Annotated in this window: 25 protein-coding genes and 3 tRNA genes; 21 read left to right on the top strand and 7 right to left on the bottom strand. The window is 69.2% G+C overall.

Annotated elements, in window-relative coordinates; genetic code table 11:
* Positions 1–3 precede the first annotated feature (3 nt).
* The 4 genes from ilvN to metG all read left to right on the top strand — a co-directional run bounded on the left by ilvN (position 4) and on the right by metG (position 5,198).
* On the top strand, positions 4–516 hold the full coding sequence (gene ilvN / locus RBS12_RS07765) for an acetolactate synthase small subunit (RefSeq protein WP_307965503.1): 513 nt from the start codon (positions 4–6) through the stop codon (positions 514–516).
* A 72-nt stretch (positions 517–588) separates the two neighbouring features.
* Positions 589–1,614 carry a ketol-acid reductoisomerase gene (gene ilvC, locus RBS12_RS07770; RefSeq protein ID WP_307965504.1) on the top strand — a complete coding sequence of 342 codons (1,026 nt, stop codon included), beginning with the start codon at positions 589–591 and terminating at the stop codon, positions 1,612–1,614.
* Positions 1,615–1,878: 264 nt separating this feature from the next.
* Complete coding sequence (gene serA / locus RBS12_RS07775; RefSeq protein WP_307965505.1) at positions 1,879–3,474, top strand: phosphoglycerate dehydrogenase; 1,596 nt, start codon at positions 1,879–1,881, stop codon at positions 3,472–3,474.
* Positions 3,475–3,638: 164 nt separating this feature from the next.
* Positions 3,639–5,198 (top strand): methionine--tRNA ligase, encoded by a 1,560-nt coding sequence (gene metG, locus RBS12_RS07780; RefSeq protein WP_307965506.1) that lies wholly within the window; start codon positions 3,639–3,641, stop codon positions 5,196–5,198.
* Positions 5,199–5,342: 144 nt separating this feature from the next.
* On the opposite strand, the gene RBS12_RS07785 is transcribed toward metG, so the two are convergent.
* Positions 5,343–6,305: a type IV toxin-antitoxin system AbiEi family antitoxin domain-containing protein gene (locus RBS12_RS07785; protein WP_307965507.1), complete on the bottom strand. Its 963-nt coding sequence runs from the start codon at positions 6,303–6,305 to the stop codon at positions 5,343–5,345.
* A 290-nt stretch (positions 6,306–6,595) separates the two neighbouring features.
* Here RBS12_RS07785 and RBS12_RS07790 point away from each other — a divergent pair, with 290 nt between their 5' ends.
* The 4 genes from RBS12_RS07790 (at position 6,596) to RBS12_RS07805 (ending at position 9,580) form a co-directional block, all read left to right on the top strand.
* On the top strand, positions 6,596–7,648 hold the full coding sequence (locus RBS12_RS07790; protein WP_307965508.1) for a 3-isopropylmalate dehydrogenase: 1,053 nt from the start codon (positions 6,596–6,598) through the stop codon (positions 7,646–7,648).
* 111 nt (positions 7,649–7,759) lie between these two features.
* Entirely contained in the window at positions 7,760–8,872 is a 1,113-nt protein-coding gene (locus RBS12_RS07795; RefSeq protein WP_307965509.1) for a branched-chain amino acid aminotransferase, read from the top strand.
* A 121-nt stretch (positions 8,873–8,993) separates the two neighbouring features.
* The gene (locus tag RBS12_RS07800) at positions 8,994–9,239 is read left to right on the top strand and encodes a CopG family transcriptional regulator (protein WP_307965510.1); all 246 of its coding nucleotides are present in this window, start codon (positions 8,994–8,996) and stop codon (positions 9,237–9,239) included.
* Positions 9,236–9,580, top strand: a complete 345-nt coding sequence (locus RBS12_RS07805; protein ID WP_307965511.1) for a type II toxin-antitoxin system PemK/MazF family toxin — start codon at positions 9,236–9,238, stop codon at positions 9,578–9,580. The genes RBS12_RS07800 and RBS12_RS07805 overlap by 4 nt, the downstream gene beginning before the upstream one ends.
* Before the next feature lie 8 nt (positions 9,581–9,588).
* Here the strand turns inward: RBS12_RS07805 and RBS12_RS07810 are convergent, their stop codons facing one another.
* Positions 9,589–10,134 carry a hypothetical protein gene (locus RBS12_RS07810; RefSeq protein WP_307965512.1) on the bottom strand — a complete coding sequence of 182 codons (546 nt, stop codon included), beginning with the start codon at positions 10,132–10,134 and terminating at the stop codon, positions 9,589–9,591.
* A gap of 131 nt (positions 10,135–10,265) precedes the next feature.
* Here RBS12_RS07810 and RBS12_RS07815 point away from each other — a divergent pair, with 131 nt between their 5' ends.
* The 3 genes from RBS12_RS07815 to RBS12_RS07825 all read left to right on the top strand — a co-directional run bounded on the left by RBS12_RS07815 (position 10,266) and on the right by RBS12_RS07825 (position 13,376).
* Entirely contained in the window at positions 10,266–11,054 is a 789-nt protein-coding gene (locus tag RBS12_RS07815; protein ID WP_307965513.1) for a fumarylacetoacetate hydrolase family protein, read from the top strand.
* Positions 11,055–11,122: 68 nt separating this feature from the next.
* A complete protein-coding gene (gene gltX, locus RBS12_RS07820) occupies positions 11,123–12,649 on the top strand; it encodes a glutamate--tRNA ligase (RefSeq protein WP_307965514.1) in 1,527 nt (508 codons plus the stop codon).
* Entirely contained in the window at positions 12,642–13,376 is a 735-nt protein-coding gene (locus RBS12_RS07825; RefSeq protein ID WP_307965515.1) for an HAD family hydrolase, read from the top strand. The genes gltX and RBS12_RS07825 overlap by 8 nt, the downstream gene beginning before the upstream one ends.
* Positions 13,377–13,386: 10 nt before the next feature.
* Here the strand turns inward: RBS12_RS07825 and RBS12_RS07830 are convergent, their stop codons facing one another.
* Positions 13,387–14,817: a hypothetical protein gene (locus tag RBS12_RS07830; RefSeq protein ID WP_307965516.1), complete on the bottom strand. Its 1,431-nt coding sequence runs from the start codon at positions 14,815–14,817 to the stop codon at positions 13,387–13,389.
* Positions 14,818–15,038: 221 nt separating this feature from the next.
* Here RBS12_RS07830 and RBS12_RS07835 point away from each other — a divergent pair.
* The 3 genes from RBS12_RS07835 to RBS12_RS07845 all read left to right on the top strand — a co-directional run bounded on the left by RBS12_RS07835 (position 15,039) and on the right by RBS12_RS07845 (position 15,370).
* Positions 15,039–15,110, top strand: a tRNA-Gln gene (locus RBS12_RS07835).
* A gap of 50 nt (positions 15,111–15,160) precedes the next feature.
* Positions 15,161–15,233 (top strand) — tRNA-Glu (locus RBS12_RS07840).
* A gap of 64 nt (positions 15,234–15,297) precedes the next feature.
* A tRNA-Glu gene (locus RBS12_RS07845) sits at positions 15,298–15,370 on the top strand.
* A 101-nt stretch (positions 15,371–15,471) separates the two neighbouring features.
* On the opposite strand, the gene RBS12_RS07850 is transcribed toward RBS12_RS07845, so the two are convergent.
* From RBS12_RS07850 to RBS12_RS07860, 3 genes are all read right to left on the bottom strand, one after another.
* Positions 15,472–16,095, bottom strand: a complete 624-nt coding sequence (locus tag RBS12_RS07850; protein WP_307965517.1) for a glyoxalase — start codon at positions 16,093–16,095, stop codon at positions 15,472–15,474.
* A 59-nt stretch (positions 16,096–16,154) separates the two neighbouring features.
* Positions 16,155–16,691: a DUF1697 domain-containing protein gene (locus RBS12_RS07855; RefSeq protein ID WP_307965518.1), complete on the bottom strand. Its 537-nt coding sequence runs from the start codon at positions 16,689–16,691 to the stop codon at positions 16,155–16,157.
* Positions 16,692–16,758: 67 nt separating this feature from the next.
* Positions 16,759–17,478, bottom strand: a complete 720-nt coding sequence (locus RBS12_RS07860) for an IclR family transcriptional regulator (RefSeq protein ID WP_307965519.1) — start codon at positions 17,476–17,478, stop codon at positions 16,759–16,761.
* Between the two features lie 122 nt (positions 17,479–17,600).
* On the opposite strand from RBS12_RS07860, the gene leuC reads away from it, so the two are divergent.
* The 6 genes from leuC to RBS12_RS07890 all read left to right on the top strand — a co-directional run bounded on the left by leuC (position 17,601) and on the right by RBS12_RS07890 (position 24,294).
* Positions 17,601–19,037, top strand: a complete 1,437-nt coding sequence (gene leuC / locus RBS12_RS07865) for a 3-isopropylmalate dehydratase large subunit (protein ID WP_307965520.1) — start codon at positions 17,601–17,603, stop codon at positions 19,035–19,037.
* A gap of 31 nt (positions 19,038–19,068) precedes the next feature.
* The gene (leuD, locus tag RBS12_RS07870; RefSeq protein ID WP_307965521.1) at positions 19,069–19,689 is read left to right on the top strand and encodes a 3-isopropylmalate dehydratase small subunit; all 621 of its coding nucleotides are present in this window, start codon (positions 19,069–19,071) and stop codon (positions 19,687–19,689) included.
* A 211-nt stretch (positions 19,690–19,900) separates the two neighbouring features.
* A complete protein-coding gene (gene murA, locus RBS12_RS07875) occupies positions 19,901–21,229 on the top strand; it encodes a UDP-N-acetylglucosamine 1-carboxyvinyltransferase (protein ID WP_307965522.1) in 1,329 nt (442 codons plus the stop codon).
* An 80-nt stretch (positions 21,230–21,309) separates the two neighbouring features.
* Positions 21,310–22,038: a lysophospholipid acyltransferase family protein gene (locus RBS12_RS07880; RefSeq protein WP_307965661.1), complete on the top strand. Its 729-nt coding sequence runs from the start codon at positions 21,310–21,312 to the stop codon at positions 22,036–22,038.
* Between the two features lie 56 nt (positions 22,039–22,094).
* Positions 22,095–23,132: an NAD(P)H-dependent glycerol-3-phosphate dehydrogenase gene (locus tag RBS12_RS07885; protein WP_307965662.1), complete on the top strand. Its 1,038-nt coding sequence runs from the start codon at positions 22,095–22,097 to the stop codon at positions 23,130–23,132.
* A gap of 28 nt (positions 23,133–23,160) precedes the next feature.
* Positions 23,161–24,294: a D-alanine--D-alanine ligase family protein gene (locus RBS12_RS07890; RefSeq protein WP_307965663.1), complete on the top strand. Its 1,134-nt coding sequence runs from the start codon at positions 23,161–23,163 to the stop codon at positions 24,292–24,294.
* A 37-nt stretch (positions 24,295–24,331) separates the two neighbouring features.
* On the opposite strand, the gene RBS12_RS07895 is transcribed toward RBS12_RS07890, so the two are convergent.
* On the bottom strand, positions 24,332–24,931 hold the full coding sequence (locus tag RBS12_RS07895) for a DUF3515 family protein (RefSeq protein WP_307965523.1): 600 nt from the start codon (positions 24,929–24,931) through the stop codon (positions 24,332–24,334).
* 56 nt (positions 24,932–24,987) lie between these two features.
* On the opposite strand from RBS12_RS07895, the gene RBS12_RS07900 reads away from it, so the two are divergent.
* Positions 24,988–26,004, top strand: a complete 1,017-nt coding sequence (locus tag RBS12_RS07900) for a thiamine-phosphate kinase (protein WP_307965524.1) — start codon at positions 24,988–24,990, stop codon at positions 26,002–26,004.
* The last annotated feature ends 8 nt before the right edge of the window (positions 26,005–26,012 follow it).

Here is a 26,012-nt window from a genome sequence, read left to right on the forward strand (position 1 = left end):
GGCATGGCCCGCCACACCCTGTCCGTGCTGGTCGAAGACAAGCCCGGCGTGCTCACGCGCGTCGCGGGCCTCTTCGCCCGCCGCGCGTTCAACATCCACTCGCTCGCCGTCGGTCCGACCGAGGTCGAGGGCATCTCCCGGATCACGGTCGTCGTCGACGCTGAGGGGGATCTGCTCGAGCAGGTGACGAAGCAGCTCAACAAGCTCATCAACGTCATCAAGATCGTCGAGCTGCTTCCCGAGAACTCGGTCCGCCGCGACCACATCCTCGTCAAGGTCCGCGCGGACGCCGCGACCCGCATCCAGGTGACCCAGGCCGTCGAGCTGTTCCGCGCGTCGATCGTCGACGTCTCGACCGACGCGGTCGTCGTCGAGGCCACCGGCACGACCGAGAAGCTCGAAGCGCTCCTCACCGTGCTCGAGCCCTTCGGCGTCCGTGAGATCGTCCAGTCCGGCACGCTCGCGATCGGTCGCGGTTCGCGGTCGATGAGCGACCGGGCGCTCCGAGCCAGCTGATTCCCGCGGCGTCCGCCCGCGGGGGGGGGGGGCGCCGCTCCCACACCTCAACAGAAATCCAAGGGAGAACAAATGACCGAGCTCTACTACGACGACGACGCCGACCTCTCGCTCATCCAGGGCCGCAAGGTCGCCGTGATCGGCTACGGCAGCCAGGGCCACGCGCACGCGCTCAACCTGCGCGACTCGGGCGTCGACGTCCGCGTCGGCCTGCTCGAGGGTTCGAAGAGCCGCCCGAAGGCCGAGGAGGAGGGCCTCCGTGTCCTGACGCCGCGCGCCGCCGCGGAGGAGGCCGACGTCGTCGTCATCCTCGCGCCGGACCAGAACCAGCGTCACCTGTACGCCCAGGACATCGCGCCGGCCCTCAACGAAGGCGATGCCCTCGTCTTCGGCCACGGCTTCAACATCCGCTTCGGCTACATCCAGCCGCCGGCCGGCGTTGACGTCATCCTTGTCGCGCCGAAGGCCCCGGGCCACACCGTGCGTCGCGAGTACGTCGCAGGCCGCGGAATCCCGGACATCATCGCCGTCGAGCAGGACGCGTCCGGCAAGGCCTGGGACCTCGCGAAGTCCTACGCAAAGGCCATCGGCGGCACGCGCGCCGGCGTCATCAAGACGACGTTCACCGAGGAGACCGAGACCGACCTCTTCGGCGAGCAGGCTGTTCTCTGCGGCGGCGTCTCGCACCTCGTCCAGGCGGGCTTCGAGACCCTCACCGAGGCTGGCTACCAGCCCGAGATCGCCTACTTCGAGGTGCTCCACGAGCTCAAGCTCATCGTTGACCTCATGTGGGAGGGCGGCATCGCCAAGCAGCGCTGGAGCGTCTCGGACACGGCGGAGTACGGCGACTACGTCTCCGGCCCGCGCGTCGTGACCCCGGTTGTCAAGGAGTCGATGAAGGAGATCCTCGCGGACATCCAGTCCGGCGCGTTCGCGAAGCGCTTCATCGACGACCAGGACAACGGCGCCGTCGAGTTCCTCGAGCTCCGCGAGAAGGAGGCCGGCCACCCGATCGAGGCGACCGGCCGGGCGCTGCGCTCCCACTTCTCGTGGAAGCAGCAGGACGCCGACTACACCGAAGGCAGCGCGGCCCGCTGACCTACTATCGAAGCGGGGGGGGGGGCCCCCCCCCCCCCGGGGGGGGGGACCACCCCGCGGGGTGGCCCCGCCCGCCCCCCCCCACCCCCCCCGCCCGCGCGCCCCCCCCCCCCCCCCCGGGGGGGGGGGGCCCCCCCCCCCCCCCGCTTCGGCTGTCACCGACCGTGATGTGACCCCGCCCACATCGCGCCCCGACCAGCTTTCTCACCCAGTTGTTCTCACCCCTGCCTAACCCGCCCGCCCAAGCCCTCGGAGGCTCCGCCAGTGTCTACCGACAAGCCCGTCGTCCTCCTCGCCGAGGAACTTTCCCCCGCCACCGTCGAGGCCCTCGGCCCCGACTTCGAGATCCGCCACGCCGACGGCGCCGATCGCTCACAGCTCCTGGCCGCGATCGCGGACGTCGACGCGATCCTCGTCCGCTCCGCGACGAAGGTCGACGCCGAGGCGATCGCCGCGGCGAAGAAGCTCAAGGTCATCGCCCGCGCGGGCGTCGGCCTCGACAACGTCGACATCAAGTCCGCGACTCAGGCCGGCGTCATGGTCGTCAACGCGCCGACCTCCAACATCGTGTCGGCCGCCGAGCTCACGTGCGGCCACATCCTGAGCCTCGCACGCAACATCCCGGCGGCCAACGCGTCGCTCAAGGGCGGCGAGTGGAAGCGCTCGAAGTACGCGGGCACGGAGCTCCTCGACAAGACCCTCGGCGTGATCGGCCTCGGCCGGATCGGCGCGCTCGTCGCGGCGCGCATGCAGGCGTTCGAGATGAACGTCCTCGCGTTCGACCCGTACGTCACGTCGGCCCGTGCCGCTCAGCTCGGCGTCAAGCTCGTCACGCTCGACGAGCTGCTCGCGCAGAGCGACTTCATCACGATCCACATGCCGAAGACGCCCGAGACGGTCGGCATGCTCGGAGCGGATGCCTTCGAGAAGATGAAGAGCACCGCCTACGTGGTCAACGTGGCCCGTGGCGGCCTCGTCGACGAGGACGCGCTCACGAAGGCGCTCGAGGCAGGCAAGATCGCCGGCGCGGGCATCGACGTGTTCGTGAAGGAGCCGAGCACCAACCTCCCGTTCTTCGACAACCAGAACGTCGTCGTCACGCCGCACCTCGGCGCGTCGACGGACGAGGCGCAGGAGAAGGCGGGCATCTCGGTCGCGAAGTCGGTGCGCCTCGCCCTCGCGGGCGAGCTCGTGCCGGACGCCGTCAACGTGGCCGGCGGCGTCATCGCCCCGGACGTGCGCCCGGGCATCCCGCTCATCGAGAAGCTCGGCCGCATCTTCACGGCCCTGAGCCACGAGCCCGTGACGCAGATCGACGTCGAGGTCGCGGGCGAGATCGCCGCCCTCGACGTCAAATCGCTCGAGCTCGCAGCGCTCAAGGGCGTCTTCACCGACATCGTCTCGGAGAAGGTCTCCTACGTGAACGCGCCCGTGCTCGCCGAGCAGCGCGGGGTCGCGGTGCGCCTCCTCACGACGTCGGAGGCGGAGGACTACCGCAACGTCCTCACGATTCGCGGTCTCCTCTCGGACGGCTCCCAGGTCTCCGTTGCGGGCACGCTCACGGGCCCCAAGCAGGTCCAGAAGCTCGTGGGGATCAACGGCTATGACCTCGAGATCCCGATCTCCGAGCACCTCGTCGTCATGACCTACACGGACCGGCCGGGCGTCATCGGCACGATCGGCCACATTCTCGGCATGAACGGCGTCAACATCGCCGGCATGCAGGTCGCGCGCGCCGAGGAGGCAGGCGAGGCAATGGCCCTCCTCACCGTCGACTCGAAGATCCCGAGCACGGTCCTCGAGACCGTCAAGAGCGAGATCGGCGCGACGGCCGTGCGCGAGATCGACCTCGAGGACTGACCCGAGGCGACTCACCCCACGCTCCCGGAAGTGACGGACGACGGCGGGGACCCACCACGGGTTGTTTACCCGGGCACGGTGAGGCCCCGCCGTCGTCCGTCTTTTTCTGGGCGCCGGCGCCGCTCGCGTTCGCCGCGCGCCCGGCGATCCGGTAATTTCTTAGGGTGACGTCCGCAGCTGAGAAGACCCCGTACTACATCACGACCGCCATCACGTACCCGAACGGCGAGCCGCACATCGGCCACGCGTACGAGTACATCGCGACGGACGCGATGGCGCGCTTCAAGCGCCTCGACGGCTACGACGTCTTCTTCATGACCGGCACGGACGAGCACGGCCTCAAGATCGCGCAGTCCGCCCAGAAGGCAGGCGTGACTCCCCAGGAGTTCGTCGACCGGAATGCCGAGATCTACAAGCAGACCCACGCCGAGCTCGGCGTGAGCTACGACCGCTTCATCCGCACGACCGACGCCGACCACTACGCCGCCGCGCAGGCCATCTGGAAGCGCATGGAGGCCAACGGGGACATCTACCTCGACAAGTACGAGGGCTGGTACTCAGTGCGCGACGAGGCGTACTACACCGAGGACGAGACGGTGATCCGCGATGGCGTGCGGTACACGAAGGAGACCGACACCGAGGTCACGTGGACGGCCGAGGAGAGCTACTTCTTCAGGCTTTCCGCGTACCAGGACAGGCTCATCGCGCTGTACGAATCGCAGCCGGAGTTCGGAGCGCCGCAATACCGATTCAACGAGGTCATCTCGTTCGTCAAGCGCGGCCTCGAGGACCTCTCGATCTCGCGCACCACATTCGACTGGGGCATCCCCGTGCCCGACGCGCCGGGCCACGTCATGTACGTGTGGGTCGACGCGCTCACGAACTACCTCACGGGTGTGGGCTTCCCCGACGTCGACTCTGCGGCGTTCCGCAGGTTCTGGCCCGCTGACGTGCACGTCATCGGCAAGGACATCTCGCGCTTCCACGCCATCTTCTGGCCCGCGTTCCTCATGAGCGCGGGGCTCGACCTGCCCAAGCGCGTCATGATCCACGGCTTCCTCCAGAACAACGGCGTCAAAATGTCCAAGTCGCTCGGGAATGTCGTGGCGCCCCGCGACTTCATCAGCCAGTACGGCCTAGACCAGGTGCGCTACTTCCTGCTCCGCGAGGTGCCGTTCGGGGCCGACGGGAGCTACAACCACGACGCGATCGTCGGCCGCATGAACGCGGACCTCGCGAACAACCTCGGCAACCTCGCGCAGCGGTCGCTTTCGATGGTCGCGAAGAACCTCGACGGCGTCGTGCCGGAGCCGGGCGAGCTCGCGCCGGCGGACATCGCGCTGCTCGACGCCGCCGACGGCCTCCTCGATGCCGCGCGGGCGGCCTTCGAGAAGCAGGAGTTCAGCCGCGGCCTTGAGGCGATCTGGGGCCTACTCGGGGACACGAACGCCTACTTCGCGGACCAGGCGCCGTGGGTGCTGCGCAAGACGGACCCCGCACGCATGGCGACCGTCCTGTACGTGACGCTCGAGGTGCTGCGCATCGTCTCGGTTCTCGTCCAGCCGGTCATGCCTGACTCGGCTGGGAAGCTGCTCGACGCGCTCGGTCAGGCCGAGGGGGACGCGCGCCTCTTCGCCGCCCTCAGCGCCCGCCTCGCCCCCGGCACCCAGCTGCCGGCGCCGTCGCCCGTCTTCCCGAAGTACGAGGAGCCGGCGGGGTCCTGACCCGCCGAGGTCGGGTCGGGCCACGCCGAGGTCGGGCCGGGCCACGCCGAGGTCAGGCCTGCTGCGGCCGAGGTCGGGCCGGGCGCCGCCGAGGTCGGGCCGGGCCACGCCGGGGTCAGTGGCCGTAAAGGCGAGCTGGGGCCATCAGACGCCGAGCGCAGCATGTGGCGTCCTGATGAAGTCGGAGACCTTCCGCCGGAGCACCCCGACGTTGTCGAGCTCCGGCCAGTACACATTCAGCACCCGCCATCCCGAGGTGAGGAGTCCCGCCTCTCTGGTCCGCTGTTCGGCCACTTTGGTGTCGATGGGACCGTAGTCGAAGTACTTGGCGTATCCGTGAACCTCGATGACGATCCTCCGCGAGGACCAAGCGAAGTCGACCCGGTAGCGACCTTCCGCAGTCTGGATCCAGACCTGTAATTCGGGCTGGGGAAGATTCCACTCGTCCAATAGGAGCCGAAATCGGGTTTCCGCCGGCGATTCCGCGCGCCCGTCCGCGGCTTGCAGGGCTGTGCGCACGTTGCGGATTCCGCGCGTCGCCCTTCCCTCTGCTACAAGCTCTCGCAATAGGTCAGGACGTGCGCCTCGAGCGAGTCCCGAGTCCGCGATGACGACGGCCTGCTCGAAGGGCAGCAGCCGTGCGCAATCAATGATCGTTCGCTCGAGAGACGTCACTCGAAGGCCGTCGACAAGGCGCAATTCCGTCTCCGGAATCCGTTGATTGTGCCGCACAACGTCCCCGGCTGGTCCGGCGTCCCCCCGTCGGCTCGAATGCGCGACATGGACGAGCGGACGGGCTCGCCATACAGACAGCCCCCAGATAAGGGCGGCCGAGGTGTGCGTGTACACGTGAGCACTGCCGGAGGAAGCCGTGTTGTGCTCGAAGATCCGCACGATCATCGGATCGGACCTTTCGGAGAGCCACGGAAGGTAGACGCCGCGCCCGCGGCGGGTCAGGTCCCCGGCTGCGATGAGGTTTCGAATTGTCGGAGTATCCAGGCCGGCTGCCCGCAGCTCGTGGTAGGTGAGCATCGGAACGGGCGACGACGACTGGCTGGCCATCGCGGCAACTCGTTGCCTGCCGCGTGGGTCGAGATTCAGGTCCATGACCTGGAGTCTGACGTGTTGCCGGGTGCAAGCGCTCGCCGTGGAGGGGGTATGTGGATAACAACGGCACGGCGCCAGCCTGTGGAGGACGAACGGCCGCCCCCCGAGCCCGATCTCGGCGCGGTGCCCCCCGATCTCGGCGTGGTGCCCCCCGATCTCGGCGCGGTGCCCCCCGATCTCGACGTCAGGGGGGCCGATCTCGGCGTCAGGAGGGCCGATCTCGGCGGGAGGCCTGTCCGAATGCCGAGACTAGGTGCCCAGTATGTGGATGCCGTGGTTAGGGTTATCGCATGACGCAGACTCTTGACCTCGCAGTGATCCCCGGCGACGGCATCGGCCCCGAAGTGACGGCCGAGGCGCTCAAGGTTCTCCGCAAGGCGCTCGACGGCGCGGATGTCGAGATCAAGGAGACGCACTATAGCCTCGGCGCGCGGCACTGGCTCGAGACCGGGGAAACGCTCCCCGACGATGTCCTCGAGGATCTCCGCGGCCGGGACGCGATCCTGTTCGGCGCGGTCGGTGCGGCCCCCGGCGACACGCGCATCCCGTCGGGACTCATTGAGCGCGAGCTGCTCCTCAAGCTCCGCTTCACCCTCGACCACTGCGTCAACCTGCGTCCTTCGCGCCTCTACGCGGGCGTCGGCAGCCCGCTCGCGGCCCCCGGCGAGATCGACTTCGTCGTCGTGCGCGAGGGGACCGAGGGTCCCTATGTGGGCAACGGCGGTGCCCTGCGCGCCGGGACGCCGCACGAGATTGCCACCGAGGTCTCCGTCAACACGGCCTACGGCGTCGAGCGCGTGGTCCGCGACGCCTTCCGCCGCGCATCCCAGCGTCTCCGCAAGAAGGTCACGCTCGTCCACAAGCACAATGTCCTCGTGTATGCGGGCCACCTCTGGAAGCGCACGGTCGAAGCCGTCGCAGCCGAATTCCCCGAGGTCGAGCACGACTACCTGCACGTCGACGCCGCGACGATCTTCCTCGTGGCCGATCCCGCGCGCTTCGACGTCATCGTGACCGACAACCTCTTCGGCGACATCCTCACGGATCTCGCGGGTGCCGTCACAGGCGGCATCGGCCTCGCAGCCTCGGGCAACATCAACATCGACCGCACGGCGCCGTCGATGTTCGAGCCCGTCCACGGCTCGGCGCCGGACATTGCGGGCCAGCAGAAGGCTGACCCGACCGCCGCGATCCTCTCGGCGGCGCTCCTCCTCGACCACGTCGGGCAAGGCGAAGCTGCGGCGAACATCGAGGCCGCCGTCAAGGCCGACGTCGAAGCGCGCGTTCCGGGAGAAGAGCGCACGACGGCGCAGGTCGGCGACGCGATCGCAGCCCGCCTCTGAGGCCCCTCCCCGCCCGGTCGGCCGGTCGGGGGAGAGGCGTAAGCTGAAGGCACTGACAGCCCGACGGCAGTGGCAGGGACGCCCGCCGGCTCGGAACGATGTGGAGGAACCATGACTCAGAACGCCGTCGGCGTTGAATTCACCCAGCGGCTCACGGAGAACCCGACGAGCGCTGAGGAGCGTGCGGCCGTCCTGGCGAACCCGGGATTCGGCGACTACTTCACGGACCACACCGCGATCGTCGACTGGTCGATCGACGCCGAGGGCAAGGGCGGTTGGCACGACGCCCGCATCGAGCCCTACGGGCCGATCGCGCTCGATCCGGCGGCGGCGGTTCTGCATTACGGCCAGGAAATCTTCGAGGGGCTCAAGGCGTACCGCCACGCGGATGGCTCGATCTGGACGTTCCGCCCGGAGGCCAACGCCCATCGCATCAACCGCTCGGCCCAGCGCCTCGCCCTCCCGGAGCTTCCGCCCGAGGTCTTCGTGGAGTCGCTCCGCCAGCTCGTCTCGGTCGACAAGGACTGGGTCCCGGGCGGCGATGGAGAGGCCCTGTACCTGCGCCCGTTCATGATTGCGACCGAGGCGTTCCTCGGCGTGCGGCCGGCGCGCGAGGTCTCGTATCGCGTCATCGCCTCACCGGCCGGCAACTACTTCGGCGGAGAGCTCAAGCCCGTCTCGATCTGGCTCTCCGAGCACTACGCGCGCGCCGGCCACGGCGGTACGGGAGAGGCCAAGTGCGGCGGCAACTACGCGGCGTCCCTCGCGGCCCAGCTCGAGGCCGAGGCGAACGGGTGCAAGCAGGTGCTCTTCCTCGATCCGACCAACGACAATGCTGTCGAAGAGCTCGGCGGCATGAACATCTTCTTCGTGTTCACGGACGGCCGCCTGGTCACGCCGGCGCTCAACGGCAACATCCTTCACGGAGTCACGCGCGACTCTGTGCTCCAGCTCGCCCAGGATCGGGGCCTCGCGGTCGAAGAGCGCAAGATCACGATCGACGAGTGGCGCGAATCGCTCGCCGACGGCACGCTCTCCGAGGTGTTCGCGTGCGGCACGGCGGCGGTCATCACGCCCATCGGCGAGCTCAAGACCGCCAGCGGCTCGCTCGTCTCGCCGGCGCACGGCTCCGATTCGGTCGCGATGGCGATCCGCGAGCAGCTCCTCGGCATCCAGACCGGAACGGTCGAGGACCTGCACGGCTGGCTCACGCGGCTCGCGTAGCACGTCTTCACAACGAACGACGGCGCGTCCCCGGCCTGGGTGACGCGCCGTCGTCGTTCGCCTTCCCGACGCCTCTCGCGTGAGCCAGGCCAGTGTCGTCATACCGGGTTATACTCTTGGGGTGAAGACCGCAATCTCCGTTCCAGACCAGACGTTCGACCGCGCCGAACGAGTCGCAAGGAAACATGGCATGAACCGTTCGCAGTTCTACTCTGCAGCTGCCGAACGCTACGCCTCTGAGCTGGAGTCCGAGGATCTGACCGCCGCGATCAACGCCGCGGTAGACGAAGCGAACACCGACGGGTCAGCCCGGTTCGCCGCGGCTGCGGGTGTCCGTCTGCTCGAAGAGGCCGATGAGCAGTGGTGATCCGCGGCGATGTGCACTGGTGCGATCTTGGCGAACCGTCTGGGAGCGCGCCGGCCAAGCGGCGGCCGGTCCTCGTCATCCAGGCCGACGAATACAACCGGAGTCGCCTCGCGACGACCATTGTGGCCGTCCTCACCTCGAACACCGCGCTGGCCGCGATGCCCGGAAACGTCTTCCTTCCCGCCGCCACCACCGGCCTCCCGAAAGACTCGGTGGCGAACGTCACGGCCGTGGCAACAATCGACCGAGGGGACTTGGACCCGCGCCCAGTGGGCCGCGTCCCTGATCACCTCATGACCGAGGTTGATCACGGGATACGCCGTGTTCTTGGGGTCGTGTAAGACGAGAGTCAATCCGCGATGTCCACGATCGGCATGGACGCCATGGCGTGGTCGCCTTCGTCGGAGGTCAGGGTGTCGAGGACCCATCCGTGATCGGTCCGCGTGAACGTCGCGCTCTCTTTCGCCACGTACTTCGTAGGGACGTCACTCGGGCCGTTTGCCGCGGAAGCCAGGTACATCGTTCCCGTCTCCGTGAAGCGAGCCCGCGCCGTATCCCCGGACGAGGCCCAAGACTTCAAGGTGACCTCCGACGACGCCTTGATATAGGTGAATCCGAAGCCTTTGAACCCCGTCTTGGACTGCTGAATGTGTGCGACCACCCGCACCCAGTTGGCCTTGAACCGGTCGGTCGTGCTGTCCGGACTCAGCGTGGGCGGTGCCGTCGGGGTCTCGAGGCAAGCCTGGATGCGGTCATTGACCGCATGCGCGAGGATCGCCTCTATCCCTGCGGGAGGCGTCTCGGCCGCAGCCAACGACAAGCCGCCGCACGCCGTCGTCGTCAGAACCGCGCCGAGCGTCGCCGCGATGGCAAGCGCGTTCCGCAGACCAGCCATGATCCCCCTCTCGTGCCCCCGTGGCCGCAAGAACCCGGGCCGACGTCGGGTTCTGAAAGTGTTGCGGCGGCTTTGGGGTTCGGTCAAGGATCGTTGAGGCCCCTAGCGCCCGCCGCGATAGGGTGGGGGCCATGCGTATCGCCCGATTTGTCACTGATGCTGCCCCCGATTCGGCCCCTGCCTACGGCGTAGTCCACGGGGAGCCTGGGAATGAGCAGATCGCGGTGATCAAGGGGGATCCGTTCTTCCAGGGGATCACGCCGACGGGCCAGACGCATCGCTTGGAGGACGTTCGCCTCGTCGCGCCGATCATCCCTCGCAGCAAGATCGTCGGCATCGGGCGCAACTACGTCGATCACGCGAAGGAGCTGGGCAACGAGGTCCCGACCGAGCCGGCGATGTTCCTCGTCGCCAACACCGCCGTCGTCGGCCCCGGAGACCCGGTCATCCTGCCTGAGTGGACGGAAGAGGTCTCCTACGAGGGCGAGCTGTGCGTCGTCATTGGGCGCATCTGCAAGGACGTCCCGGTCGAGAAGGCGGACGACGTCATCTTTGGCTACACGGTCGGCAACGACTTCACAGCGCGGGACAAGCAGCGCTCGGACGTCCAGTGGTCCCGGGCGAAGTCATTCGACACGTCGAAGCCGCTCGGCCCATGGATCGAGACCGAACTCGATCCCGAGGATCTTGCCCTCGTGACCCGGCTCAACGACGTGGTCGTCCAGGACGGCACGACGGCGGACATGGTCTTCGGGGTGCGTGAGCTCGTCGCGGCGGTCTCGCAGGCTTTCACGCTTCTCCCCGGAGACGTCATCATGACGGGGACGCCGGCCGGCGTCGGGCTTGTGAGCGAGGGCGACCGGGTCGAGGTCGAGATCGAGGGGATCGGCACACTGTCCAACCCCGTCGTGCGCCGGTAGCGGAGCGGCTGCCCGCGGGCACGGCCGACGCGGAACGGGCTGTGGCCGCGCCTTAGAATGAGGTCACTATGACTTCCTCCGCCGCACCTGCGCTGTTTGATGCTCCTGACGAGATTCCTTCCGTCACCCCGGACACCCCCGTCCGCGTGCGCTTCTGCCCGTCCCCGACGGGTACCCCGCACGTCGGTCTGATCCGCACGGCCCTGTTCAACTGGGCCTACGCGCGCCACACGGGCGGGACGTTCGTGTTCCGCATCGAGGACACGGACGCGCAGCGCGACACAGAGGAGAGCTACCAGCAGATCGTCGAGGCGCTCACGTGGCTCGGGCTCACGTGGGACGAGGGCATCGACGTCGGCGGCCCGCACGAGCCATACCGCCAGTCGCAGCGCCTCGACATCTTCAAGGACGTCGCCGCGAAGCTCAAGGACGCCGGCTTCCTCTACGAGTCGTACTCGACGCCTGCCGAGATCGAGGCGCGCCACCGCGCCGCGGGCCGCGACCCGAAGCTCGGCTATGACAACTCGGACCGCGACCTCACGGCCGAGCAGATCGCCGCGTTCCGGGCGGAGGGCCGCGAGCCCGTGCTCCGCTTCCGCATGCCGGAGGAGGACGTCGTGTTCAACGACCTCATCCGCGGCGAGATCCGCTTCAAGGCCGGGAGCGTCCCCGACTTCGTCGTCGTGCGGGCCGACGGCTCGCCGCTGTATACGCTTGTCAACCCCGTGGACGACGCGCTCATGGGCATCACGCACGTGCTCCGCGGCGAGGACCTGCTCTCCTCGACGCCGCGCCAGGTTGCGCTGTACCACGCGCTCCACGCCGTCGGCGTCGCCTCCTACATGCCGCTCTTCGGCCACCTCCCATACGTCCTCGGCGAGGGCAACAAGAAGCTCTCGAAGCGCGACCCGCAGTCCAACCTCTTCCACCACCGCGACCGCGGCTTCATCCCGGAGGGCCTGCTCAACTACCTCGCGCTCCTCGGCTGGTCGCTCTCGGCGGACGAGGACATCTTCACGGTCCAGCAGCTCACGGAGAACTTCGACGTCGCCGACGTGCTGCCCAACCCGGCCCGCTTCGACCAGAAGAAGGCCGAGGCCATCAACGGCACCCACGTCCGACTCCTCGCCGCCGAGGACTTCCGCGATCGCCTCGTGCCGTACCTGCGCGCCGCGGGCGTCGTAGGGGAGACTTTGACCCCGCGCGAGGAGGAGATCCTCACCGAGGCGGCCCCGCTCATCCAGGAGCGGATCACGCTGCTCGGCGAGGCGCCGGACATGATCGGCTTCCTCTTCGCCGCCGACTCCGAGATCGAGGTGGAGGACGACGCGCGGAAGGGCCTTCCGGAGAACGTCGCCGAAGTCGCTGACGCGGCCATCGCGGCCCTCGAGCCGCTCGGAGAGTGGACGGCCGAGAAGATCCAAGACGCACTGCGGACCGCACTCGTCGACGGGCTCGGGATCAAGCCGCGCCTCGCGTTCGGTCCCGTGCGCACGGCGATCTCGGGCCGGCGAATCTCGCCGCCGCTCTTCGAGTCGATGGTCATCCTCGGCAAGGACTCGTCGCTCGCGCGGCTCAAGGCGTTCCGTGGCTGACGCGCCAGTGGGGGCTCTCGTCGCCGGCGTGCTTCTCGACATCGACGAGACCCTCGTCGATCTCGAGGGCGCGATGCAGCGTGCCCTTCGCGAAGTCACGGCGAGCTACGTGACCCTCACGGACGAAGGCTGGGACGAGTTCTGCAACGTCTTCGGCCGCGATTCCGAGGACATTTACGACCGGTACGTCGCGGGGGAGATTTCATTCGCTGAGCAGCGCGTGCTCCGCGCCGAACGCGGCCTTGCACGGGTTGGGGCGGCGTTTCCAGACGGCGAAGCTGCGGCAGAATGGCTCCGCACCTACGAGGCCGTGCAGCCGAGCTACGTTCGCGCCTTCGACGACGTCGTGCCCCTCCTGGACGCACTCGACGCCGCGGGCGTCGCCTACGGTGCCGTGAGCAACAACGTCCATGACTTTCAGCGCGCCAAGCTGGACCACGCTGGGCTCGAGCGGATCCGCGTGCTCGTCGGGATCGACGCGGTCGACGCCGCCAAGCCGGATCCCGCGATCTTCCGCGAGGGCCTGCGCCAGCTTGGCACCGCGGCCGAGCGCACCGTCTACGTCGGCGACAACCCGCATCACGACGTCGTCGGCGCGGCCGGCGCGGGGCTCCGAGGCATCTGGCTCAATCGGTCTGGTCGAGAAGTCCCCGAGGAAGCTGCTCACGCGGTGCGCGAGCAGATCGCGAGCCTCGGGGAGCTTCCCGCACTCATCGGCCTGGCCTAGCGGGAACGCCTCACGCGCGGAGCGCGGCGGGACGCATCCGGGCTCTCACGAGCGCCCCGACGGCGGCGAACACGAAAAGCGCCCCGATGATGGCGACGGCGGCGGGGGCCCCCGTCGACGAGGTGGGGGACACGCCGGCCGTGCCGTCGTGGAGCCTCGATGCCCCCTCCGCGAGGGCCCGGCTGCCGTCCGCGAGCTGACCGGCGCCCGACGCGAGCTGCTGATTCCCGTCCGCGAGCTTCCCGGCGCCATCGGAGACCTTGGCTGAGCCGTCGGCGAGCGCGGAATTGCCCTGCGAGAGCTGGACCGCGCCATCGGCCAGCTTCGAGGCTCCGCCGAGGAGCCCCGTGCCGCTCGGATCGGAGGAACCGGTGATCCCGTTCGAGAGCTGCACGGTCCCGTCGGCGAGGGCCTGGGTTCCCGTCCGGAGCGACGTGGTGGCCTTGAGGAGGCCCGGATGCTCGGGGTCGCCGGGCACGCCGTCCATGCCGACGGCGATCGCCGAGGTGCCGTCCGCGAGGAGCTCGGTGCCCATGACGAGGCCGGGAGCTCCCGGATCACGGCCGTTGAGTTTCGTGTCGAGGACGGAGAAGCCGTCTACAAGCCGATTCGCCCCGGAGCTGAGCTGCCCTGCGCCGCCGCTGAGCTGGCCCGCACCCGCGTCGAGGCGTGCCGCACCGTTTGCGAGCAACGCGATCTTGTCCCTGAGCAGCGCGAGCGGCACGAGGCCCTGGGGGCCGTTCGCCGCGTCGAGGAGCTGCTGGAGGCCTTGGGCGAGGGCAGCCGTGCCGGTGCCCTGTGCCGGGTCCCCATTGGCTCCCGGGTAGCCCTTGAGCTGCTGGGCTCCCGTCGCGAGGCGCGACGCGCCCGAGGCGAGCTGCCCGGCACCGTCGGCGAGGTTGTTCGGGGCGGCCCCCGACGCGGTGGGAGTCAGAGCCGCCGCAAGGGCCGCCGCGCCGTTGCGAAGCTTCTGCGCCCCCGAGTCGACCTTGTATACGCCGGGCGCGAGCTTCGCGCGCACGTCGGCCTCGACCTTCTGGGTTCCCGTGAGGAGGCGCTGCGCGCCATCTTCGAGCTGCTGGGCGCCGGGCGCGAGCTTGTCGCGGATCCCGTCCCGCAGGGCCGCGGCGCCTGCGCTGAGCGAGGCTGCCCCCGCCTGGGCACGGTGGGCACCGTCGTCGAGCTGGGCGGCTCCGTTCGCCAAGGCGGACGATCCTCTGGAAGCGGCGTGAGCGCCGCCGTCGAGCTTCGCAGCGCCGGCCGACGCTCTCGCCGCGCCGTCGCGGAGCTGCTGCGAGCCGTCGGCGAGCTGGGCGGAAAGGAATGTGTAGAAGGCAAGGAACGCGATGAGCAGGATGGCGAGGACGACGACGGCGGCCCTCCGTCCGGGGACGGAGGCACCTCGAAAACGCCGCAGGGCGTGGAGTGGAAAGACGGGCACCATTGACCTCTCTCGTAGTTACCGACAAGTAACTTACCGAGAGTAAACATGATGCAGATCACATGGCAAGGGTCATGTTGCAGGGTGTCAAACGCCACGTTCAGCGGTGCCATGCGCGATTTGGCAGCGCGGGCGGCGATCCAGTAGAGTAATTACTCGTGCTGAGGGGCACGGAGCAACTCGGACGGCTGGTTCGATGAGGTCCGGACCGGATCACACGGTGGGATATGGTGTAATTGGCAACACTACGGTTTCTGGTACCGTCATTCTAGGTTCGAGTCCTGGTATCCCAGCTCCTGATGTCCGCGAGCGAGTGGCGGTCTGACGGTCAGGTAAAGTACACGGCCCCATCGTATAGCGGCCTAGTACGCCGCCCTCTCACGGCGGTAACGCGGGTTCGAATCCCGCTGGGGTCACGGATGGTCCGCGGTTTTCCGCTGGACCTCCTTTCAAGCTTCCCCTCGGGGAAGTGCAGTGTGAGGCCCCATCGTATAGCGGCCTAGTACGCCGCCCTCTCACGGCGGTAACGCGGGTTCGAATCCCGCTGGGGTCACTGCAGGAAAGGCGCCCCGGTCCAAGACCGGGGCGCCTTTCGACTTTCTCGTGGCGATTTTCTCGCGGAGATTATTCGCTGGTTTCTTGTGGGGCGCCGAGTCAGCGGTTTGCGGTGGTCGAGGCGGCCTCCCACGCGAACCCGTCCGGGTCCGTGAGGGGTCCCGCGACGCCGTTGATGGCGAGGCGGTGTGATCCTGTTCCGTCGGGGGCGACCCCCGCGTCCTTCGCGAGGGCGCGGCGCCCGTAGAGGCCAAGCTTCACCGGCCCCTCCGCCGCGAACTCGACGTACATGCGGCCGAAGCTCTTCGCCACGGCAAACCCGTTCTCGACGTAGAAGCGCTTGCTCGCGGCGACGTCCGACGCCCCGAGCAAGACAACGAACTGATCGAACTCCTGACGGGTGGGCGCCGAGTCCTTCTTCTCCGACGTCGCGACTTTCAGGATCGTGCCGTCGGGGGCCTGGACAACGCCGCCGTATCCCCAGAACGATTTGGCGGCGGGTTTTACGATCGTCGCGCCAGCCCTGAGGGCGGCCTCGATGAACAGATCGGCATTGCCTGGCTGGGACACGACGAGCGAGAGCGTGAATCCGCGGAAGCCCGTCGACGCCGCGCCTGAGGCCCTCACGTGCACGGGAGCTGCCGGGCCGAGGACCGTTGCGTAGAAGTGTTCGGCGGCCGTCGGGTCGGCTGCCTCGATGGTGACTGATTCGATGTTTGCCATAGCCACCACGCTAGCCACGGCCCTGCGGCCGCCGCTTCTCGATTCCTGACCAGCTTTCGTCAGGCAAGCTTGCGCGTGGCCGCCTGCACTTTGAGCATCGTGCGGAGATTGCGGGTCGTGGTTGTGGCCTTGTACCTCGCCTTGGCTGTTGCCTTCGACATGGGGCTCTCGAGCGTGCCGCCCACGCGGGCCAGCCACGCCGTCGCGATGGGGGAGAGGCGCGTGTGCTCCGTGCCGTCCTGCTGGGCCATCGACCACAGTTCGTCGAGGACTGCCGGGTCTGAGCTCAGGGTCACGTAGGTATGCGTATCCTCGTCGTCGGCCGGGTAGGGGCAGGCACCCACAACCGCGTCGACGTCGTCGGCCGTCATGACGATGACCCACGCGTCGTAGCCGAACCTGGCCCGCAGCGCGACTTGGACGGCGTCCTTGAGCTCGCTCTCCGAGAGGTCGGAGCGCATGACGGCGTTGCCGCTCGCGAGGAGCGTCGAGACGTCGGTCACCGGAAGTTCGGCGAGGGCCTCCTTGACATCCGCCATCCGGAGGTTGATTCCACCCACGTTGACCCCGCGGAGGAAGACGGCGTAGGCGGTCATGGAGTCTCCTGGGGTGGGTGGGTGTGGGCGGCGGGGTCGGGCGGCGGGGTCGGTGCGACGAGTACCTTCAGTCATTGCCCTTGCGGAGGGCCTCCGTGAGCAGGCGCGCGGCGCTGCAGACGACCTCAGCATGCTGACGGCCCGGCTGCCGCGTCAAGCGTTCGATCGGGCCGGAAATCGAGACGGCTGCGATGACCCGGCCGGACGGGCCGCGCACCGGCGCCGAGACCGAGGCGACCCCGGGCTCGCGTTCGCCGAGGGACTGAGCCCAGCCCCGCCGTCGTACGCCCGCGAGCACGGTGGGCGTGAAGCGCGCGTTGTTGAGCCCCTCGAGGAGCCGGTCGTGGTCCTCCCACGCGACGAGGACCTGGGCGGCGGAGCCGGCCTTCATGGTGAGCTGGGTGCCGACGGGGATCGTGTCGCGGAGGCCCACGGGCCGCTCGGCCGAGGCGACGCACACGCGCCAGTCGCCCTGGCGGCGGAAGATCTGCGCGCTCTCGCCGGTTGCGTCGCGGAGCTGGACGAGGATCGGGCCGGCCGCCGCGATGAGGCGGTCCTCTCCCGCGGCGGAGGCGAGCTCGACGAGCCGCGAGCCGAGCACGAAACGCCCCTGGATGTCCCGCGCCACGAGGCGGTGATGGACGAGGGCGAGGGCCAGCCGGTGAACGGTCGGGCGCGCAAGGCCCGTGGCGGCGACGAGCTGTGCCAGGGTGGTCGGTCCCGCCTCGAGAGCGTCGAGCACCATGGCGGCCTTGTCGATCACGCCAACGCCACTAGAATTGTCCATAGGTTGATATTGCCGTCTCAATATCTGAGATGCAAGTCGGCAGAGTGGCCCACCATGCGGACTCCCTGCTGGACTGGTGAGAGGCGCCGATCGCGCCGTACAAGAACCGAAGGGAGCTGGCCATGGGACGCACTCTGGCCGAGAAGGTCTGGGACGCGCACGTCGTGCACAAGGGCGAAGCTGGCCAGCCGGACCTTCTCTACATCGACCTCCACCTCGTCCACGAGGTGACCTCCCCGCAGGCGTTTGAGGGTCTTCGTCTCGCCGGCCGCCAGCTGCGCCGCCCCGACCTCACGATCGCGACCGAAGACCACAACACCCCGACGCTCGACATCGACAAGCCGATCGCCGACCCGACGAGCCGCACCCAGATCGAAACGCTGCGCGCCAACTGCAAGGAGTTCGGCGTCCGCCTGCACCCGCTCGGCGACAAGGAGCAGGGCATCGTCCACGTCGTCGGACCCCAGCTGGGCCTCACGCAGCCCGGCCTCACGATCGTGTGCGGTGACTCCCACACCTCGACGCATGGCGCGTTCGGGGCGCTCGCCATGGGAATCGGCACGTCGGAGGTCGAGCATGTCATGGCCACCCAGACGCTCCCGCTCAAGCCGTTCAAGACGATGGCCATCACTGTGGAGGGCACGCTCAGGCCCGGCGTGAGCTCGAAGGACATCATCCTCGCCGTCATCGCCAAGATCGGCACGGGCGGCGGGCAGGGCTACGTCCTCGAGTACCGTGGCTCCGCGATCCGGGCCCTCTCGATGGAGGCGCGCATGACGATCTGCAACATGTCGATCGAAGCTGGCGCCCGCGCCGGCATGGTCGCCCCCGATGAAATCACTTACGAGTTCATGAAGGGCCGCCCGCACGCCCCCCAAGGAGCGGACTGGGACGCGGCGGTCGAGTACTGGAACACGCTGCACACGGACGATGACGCAGTCTTCGACGCCGAGGTGTTCCTCGACGCCGACGAGCTCGAGCCGTTCGTCACGTGGGGCACCAACCCCGGCCAGGGCGTCTCGCTCTCGCAGACCGTGCCGGATCCCGACTCCTTCGCGAACGAGAACGCGAAGGCCGCAGCCCGCCGCGCGCTCACGTACATGGGCCTCGAGCCCGGCACGCCCATGAAGGACATCCGCGTCGACACCGTGTTCCTCGGCTCGTGCACGAACTCGCGGCTCGAAGACCTCCGCGTCGCCGCGGACATCATCCGCGGGCGCCAGAAGGACCCGAACGTGCGCATGCTCGTGGTTCCGGGCTCGGCGCGCGTGCGCCTCGAGGCCGAGGCCGAGGGCCTCGACAAGGTCTTCAAGGAATTCGGGGCCGAGTGGCGGTTCGCCGGATGCTCGATGTGCCTCGGCATGAACCCCGACCAGCTCGCGCCCGGCGAGCGCTGCGCCTCGACGTCGAACCGCAACTTCGAAGGTCGGCAGGGCAAGGGCGGGCGGACGCACCTCGTCTCGCCCGTCGTCGCCGCGGCGACCGCGATCCGCGGAACGCTCTCGTCGCCGTCGGACCTCGACCCCCTGCCCACGGCCGCCGCACCCACCGCCGCCTGACCTGCCGAGCCGAGAACCTACGGAGAAAACCATGGAGAAGTTCACCTCCCACACCGGCATCGGCGTCCCGCTGCGCCAGAGCGACGTCGACACCGACCAGATCATCCCTGCCGTGTTCCTCAAGCGGATCACGCGCACCGGATTCGAGGACGCCCTCTTCGCGAGCTGGCGCAAGGACGAATCCTTTATCCTCAACCGGGAACCGTTCGATCGCGGCTCGGTCCTCGTGGCCGGGCCGGACTTCGGCACGGGCTCGTCCCGCGAGCACGCCGTCTGGGCGCTCAAGGACTACGGCTTCAAGGCCGTCCTCTCGTCCCGGTTTGCCGATATCTTCCGCGGCAACTCGGGCAAGCAGGGCCTCCTCGCCGCCGTCGTTGCGCAGGACGACATCGAGCTCATCTGGAAGGAGCTCGAAAACCACCCCGGCACGCAGATCACCGTGGATCTCGAGGCCAAGATGGTCACGTGCGGGAACATCGTCGCGCCGTTCGAGATCGACGACTACACGCGGTGGCGCCTGCTCGAGGGCCTCGACGACATCGGCCTCACGCTCCAGCACGAGGGTGACATCGCGGCGTTCGAGGCGACGCGCGCTTCCTACAAGCCCACCACCCTCCCCGAGCCCACCACCCTCCCCGAGCCCGCTCCCTGAGCCCGCTCCCTGAGCCCGCTCCCTGAGCCCGCTCCCTGACGCCCGCCCCGCGTCCTGAGCGCGGGCCTTGGCTCGGATGCGTGCCGCCTGCCGCCGCGGGCGGCACGCATCCGGGGATGTTTGTTTCGCCGCTCCGCCGGGGAGCTTCTATGCTTAGCAGGGTCCGAGGCCGGGCTGTTGGGGGCACGCGAGCAGTAGAGGAAGCAACTATATGAGCAGTGTCCTGACCATCCGCGGCGGTGTGCCTCTTTCGGGACGGGTCGCCGTCCGGGGAGCCAAGAACCTCGTGCCGAAGGCCATGGTCGCGGCTCTGCTCGGCGACGAGCCGTCCGTGCTCCGGAGCGTCCCCGAGATCAAGGACGTCGAAGTCGTCACGAGCCTGCTCTCCCTCCACGGCGTCGAGATCGCCCGGGATCCTGCGACCGGCGACCTCACGCTCGATCCCGCCAACGCCCGCACGGCCCATTCCGCGGACATCGACGCGCACGCGGGCGATTCGCGCATCCCGATCCTGTTCTGCGGTCCGCTCATCCACTCGATCGGCGAGGCGTTCATTCCGGATCTCGGGGGCTGCCGCATCGGCGACAGGCCCATCGACTACCACCTGAACGTCCTGCGCCAGTTCGGCGCGGTCGTCGACAAGGGATCGGTGGGCATCCGCATCACGGCCCCAAAGGGCCTCAAGGGCGCCAAGATCTCGCTCCCGTATCCGAGCGTCGGCGCGACGGAGCAGGTCCTGCTCAGCGCGGTCAAGGCCGACGGCATCACGGAGCTCACAGGCGCCGCGACCGAACCCGAGATCGTCGACCTCATCGCCGTCCTGCAGAAGATGGGCGCGCTCATCTCGATCCAGTCGGATCGGACGATCCGCATCGAGGGCGTGTCGGCGCTCGGCGGCTACGACCACACGGCCCTCCCGGACCGCAACGAGGCGGCATCGTGGGCATCCGCCGCGCTTGTCACGAAGGGGGACATCTTCGTCGAAGGCGCCCTCCAGCGAGACATGATGACGTTCCTCAACACGTTCCGGAAACTCGGCGGAGGGATCGACATCCGCGACAACGGGATCCGGTTCTACCACACGGGAGGCAAGCTCTCGCCGCTCGTTGTCGAGACCAACGTGCACCCCGGCTTCATGACCGACTGGCAGCAGCCGCTCGTCGTCGCACTCAGCCAGGCGGAAGGTGTCTCGATCGTGCACGAGACCGTGTACGAGAACCGCTTCGGCTTCACGGATGCGCTCCGCCGCATGGGGGCGACGATCCAGGTCTACCGCGAGTGCCTCGGCAGTGTGCCGTGCCGATTCGGCCAGCGCAACTTCCTTCACTCGGCCGTCATCTCGGGCCCGAGCGAGCTGCACGGCGCTGACTTCGATGTGCCCGACCTCCGCGGCGGATTCAGCCACATCATCGCTGCGCTTGCCGCACAAGGAACGTCGCGAGCGACGGGCGTCGACGTCATCAAGCGCGGGTACGAGCGGTTCACCGACAAGCTCGCCGGCCTCGGGGCCGATTTCGATCACGAGGAGGAGGCCGCGTGAGCGGAGCCGTCAAGGCGGGGACCGGCGAGTCCGCGGGGGAGCGCACGGCGTTCGCACTGGCCGCGGGCGTCGTGCGGCCCATGATGAACGCGCTTCTGGGCAAGACGTGGCTCGGAACCGACCGGCTCCGGAGTCTCCCCGGCCGGGGCGGCTTCATCGCATGCCCCAATCACTGCACGGAGATCGATCCGCTCGTCGTGGGCCACATGCTCTACAACCTCCGGCGGCCGCCGCACTTCCTCGCGAAGGCTGGCCTCTTCAAGCCGCCCGTGCTCGGGCAATTCATGCGGTTTACGAAGCAGATCCCCGTGGACCGGCGGGGAACGGGCGCGGGCCAATCGCTCGACGTCGCGCGCGACGTCCTCGACGAGGGCGGGGCCATCCTCATCTATCCCGAGGGCACGCTCACGCGTGACCCCGGTCTGTGGCCCATGAAGGGACATACGGGCGCGGCGAGGCTTGCCCTCAAGACCGGCGCGCCCGTCGTCCCGATCGCGCACTGGGGCGCCCAGGAGCTGTTCCCCCGCTACGCCAAGAGGCTCTACGTGTGGCCGCGCAAGCATGTCCGAGTGCTCATCGGCGATCCCGTCGACCTCAGCGAGTTCGAGGGGCGGCCGCTCGACAAGGCGACGCTCGTGGCCGCGACCGAGAAGATCATGGACGCCATCACGGCGCTGCTCGCCGAGCTCCGCGGGGAGGAGCCTCCCGCCGAGCGCTGGGATCCCGCGGAGCACCAGCAGAGCAAGCACGGGCGCGACGTCGAGCGCGGCTCGAAGGGCGCGGCGAACGACGGCGGAGTCCCGGCGTGAGCGCAGACCTCACCGGCGTGGGCCCGGCCCAGGCCAGAGAAGCTGCGCGCGAGGAGGTGCAGGACGTCGAGGCCGCCATCACCTCGGTCGCCATCTTCGGCGCCGGAAGCTGGGGGACGACGTTTGCGAAGGTCCTCGCGGACGCGGCCGAGTCCCACGGCATCGAGCGCAGCATCCGGGTATGGGGCCGCAACCCCGAGACGATCGCGGACATCAACGGCCATCGGAACGGGCGCTACCTCGGAGACATCGAACTCCCGAGCGCGATCACGGCCACGACAGATCCCGCCGAGGCCCTCGCCGGCGCCCAGCTCGTCGTCTTCGCGGTCCCCGCCCAGTCCCTGCGGGCCCAGCTCGAAAGGTGGCGCGCGCTCGTGCCGCGGGACGCCGCCGTCATGTCCCTCATGAAGGGCCTCGAGGTCGGCACGGACCTGCGCATGAGCGAGGTCATCGCCGAGGTGACCGGCGTGCCGACGCCGCGCATCGCCGTCCTGTCGGGTCCGAATCTCGCGATGGAGATCGCGCGCAAGGAGCCGACGGCGTCCGTCATCGCGTGCGCCGACGAGGCACTCGCGCAGCGGCTCGCCCGCGCGTCGACCGCTCCCTATTTCCGCCCGTACACGTCGACGGACGTCGTCGGGGCCGAGATCGGCGGCATCGTCAAGAACGTCATCGCCCTGTGCGTCGGGATCTGCGACGGCCGGGGCATGGGAGACAACACGAAGGCCTCGGTCATCACGCGCGGCCTCGCGGAGACGACCCGCCTCGCCGTCGCGCTCGGCGCGGACCCCCAGACCCTCGCGGGCCTCGCCGGCCTCGGCGACCTCGTGGCGACGTGTGCATCGAAGCTCTCGCGCAACCACACCGCCGGAACGCTTCTCGGGCAGGGCCTGAGCGTCGAGGAGGTCGGGGCACGGATGACGCAGATCGCCGAGGGCATCAAGTCCGCGCCCGCGGTCCGCGACCTCGCGCGTCGCGTCGGCGTCGACATGCCGATCACGGAGGCCGTCGTCGGCGTGCTCGCCGGCCGCATCGGCATTGACCAGCTTCAAACAGCCCTGCTCGCGCGGGAGCTCAAGTCGGAAGGCGAATAGCGTGACCCAGCCTGCAACTCCCGAGCCGATCCATGCGACGCCCGCGGACGCCGGGCGCAAGATCCGCGTCGCGCTCCTCTTCGGCGGACGCTCGAGCGAGCACGCCGTCAGCTGCGTGACCGCCGCGGGCGTCATGAACGCGATTGATCCGGACAAGTACGAGGTCCTCCCCATTGGCATATCCAAGGACGGCCAGTGGGTCCTCTCTGACGGCGACTGGCAGCGCTGGGCGCTCAACGCCGGCGAGATGCCCGAGGTCCGTCCCGGTGCAGAGACCGTGCGGCTCACGAGCAGCCCCGGGCGGCCGGGCCTCGTTGTCACAAGGCCCAACGAGGTTCCCCGCGAGCTGGGCGAGGTCGACGTCGTCTTCCCGCTCCTGCATGGGGCGTTCGGCGAGGACGGCACCGTCCAGGGCCTGCTCGAGCTCGCCGACGTCCGGTACGTCGGCGCGGGCGTGCTCGCCTCGGCCGTCGGCATGGACAAGCACTTCATGAAGATCGCGTTCGAGGCCGCAGGCCTCGCCGTCGGCCCCTACGTCGCGGTGACCGACAAGGAATGGCGCCGCGACCCGCAGTCGGTGCGCGACGCCGTCGACCGCCTCGGCTACCCCGTCTTCGTCAAGCCCTGCCGCGCCGGCTCCTCGGTTGGCATCACACGCGTCGCGCGGCCCGAGGACCTCGACGCCGCCGTCGTCGAGGCACGCCGTCACGACCTCCGGATCGTCATCGAGGCCTCGATCGCGGGGCGCGAGATTGAATGCGGCGTCCTCGAGGGCCACGGCTCCCACGAGCCGCGGACGTCGCTCCCGGGCGAGATCGTCGTCCAGGGCGGCGAGCACACGTTCTACGACTTCGAGGCCAAATACGTCGAGGCCGACGCGGCGGCGCTCAGCTGCCCCGCGGATCTCCCCGAGGACGTGATCGCCCGCGTGCGGGAGGAGGCCGCCCGCGCGTTCGACGCGGTGTCCGCGGAAGGCCTCAGCCGTGTCGACTTCTTCTACACGCCGGATGGCGATCTTGTCATCAACGAGATCAACACGATGCCGGGCTTCACGCCCATCAGCATGTATCCGCAGATGTGGGCGGCGAGCGGGCTCTCCTACCACGACCTCATCGACGAGCTCATCCAGCTCGCGCTCGAGCGGCCCACCGGCCTGCGCTGACGGCGTCCCGACGCGGCGGAACTCCTCCGGGCGCCGCTCAGCCGTTGGGGAGTTGGGCGACCTCCGCCTGACCGACGCATTTCGCGGTCTGCGGGACCTTCGAGACGGCGGCCGAAAGCGTTGCGAGGACCGTCGCCGAGCTGATCTTCGACGAGTCGAGAAGCAGCTCGGTCGCCGGCTTCCGTCCAAACGTCGTGAGGATATAGGTGCCGTTCTCGCCGCCTCCGCCGGCTCCGGCAGCCGCGGAGGCCGAGCCGCTCGGCTGGCCCGAGGCGCTCGAACGGCTTGACGGCGCCGCGGACGGCGTCGACGCCTCCCGGATGACCCAGTCGACCCCGTTGACGGTCACGCAGCGGTCGGTCGTCGGCCCGGGAGTCGGCACGCCGCAGCGGAGCACGACGGCGGCCGGGTCGCCCCACGCTGCCGTCGCCTGGCTCGTCGTCTTGCGGAGGGCAGCGGTGCCGAGCGAGTCGGGGAGCGCGATCATCTCGGGCGCGCACGCCGGATTGGCCGCGTCGGGCGCCGGATCGACGGACACGGGAGCGCTGCAAGCTGCGAGCGACACGGCGAGGACGGCTGCGGAACCGGCGGCCGAAGCGCGCAGGAAGGCTGCGGCGCGGCGACGGCTGCGGGTCATGGGCGATCCTTTGGGAAACGTACGGGGGTCGGCATCAAGCCTACTAGGCTGGGGCTGTGCGCACGTCCCCCCTGCCCCCGACCGTGGGCGAGCTGAGCGAGGGCGAACTCCTCGACCGGATCCTCCCGCGGCTAGCCGGGGGAGCCGAAGCGCTTCTCGGACCGGGCGACGACGCCGCCGTCCTTGCCGCGCCAGATCGCCGCGTTGTCGTCTCGACAGACACCCAGACGCAGGACGCCGACTTCCGCCTCGTCTGGCCGAACGGCTACCGGCACACGGGATTCGACGTCGGTTGGAAGGCTGCGGCCCAGAATCTGAGCGACATCAATGCGATGGGCGCCGTCGCGACCGGCATCGTCGTGAGCCTCACGCTCCCGCCCGCCACACCGGTCGGCTGGGTCGAGGACCTCGCGGACGGGCTCGCCGCGGGCGTGCGCGGGCTCGGCGCGACGCGCTGCGCGCTCGCGGGCGGTGATCTCGGGCGCGGAGGCGAGCTGTCGATCACGGCCACCGTCCTCGGGAGCCTCGACGGCCGTGCGCCCGTGCTGCGGAGCGGTGCGCGCCCCGGCGACATTCTCGCCGTCGTCGGCGCTCTCGGTCCGGCGGCCGCCGGACTCGAGCTCCTCGAGCGCGGGCCGGCGTACGACGAGCTCGACGCGGCGCTCCGCGAGCTCGTGGCCCGCCAGTGCCGGCCCATCCCGCCTCTCGAGGCCGGCCCCGCCGCGGCGCTGGCCGGAGCCACGGCGCTCATGGACCTTTCGGACGGGCTGGAGCGCGATTCGCTCCGTCTCGCCCAGGCAAGCGGCGTGCGCCTCGACTTCCACCCGGACGCCCTCCGCGTGTATGCGGAGCCGCTGCGTTCCGCTGCCGCGCTCCTTGGCGCTGACGCGCTCGCATGGGTGCTCGGCGGGGGAGAAGACCACGGGCTGCTCGCGGCCTTCCCTGCCGACGCACAGCTCCCGCACGGCTTCGCTGCGATAGGCTCGGTGTTGCCTGCCGATGGCGGGACGCCCGGCGTCTCTGTCGGAGGGCACCCGGCAGCCTCGAGGGGATGGGACCACTTTGCCTGGTAGCAACGCCG

The organism is Sinomonas sp. ASV322 (assembly GCF_030908245.1).
Lineage (GTDB): Bacteria > Actinomycetota > Actinomycetes > Actinomycetales > Micrococcaceae > Sinomonas.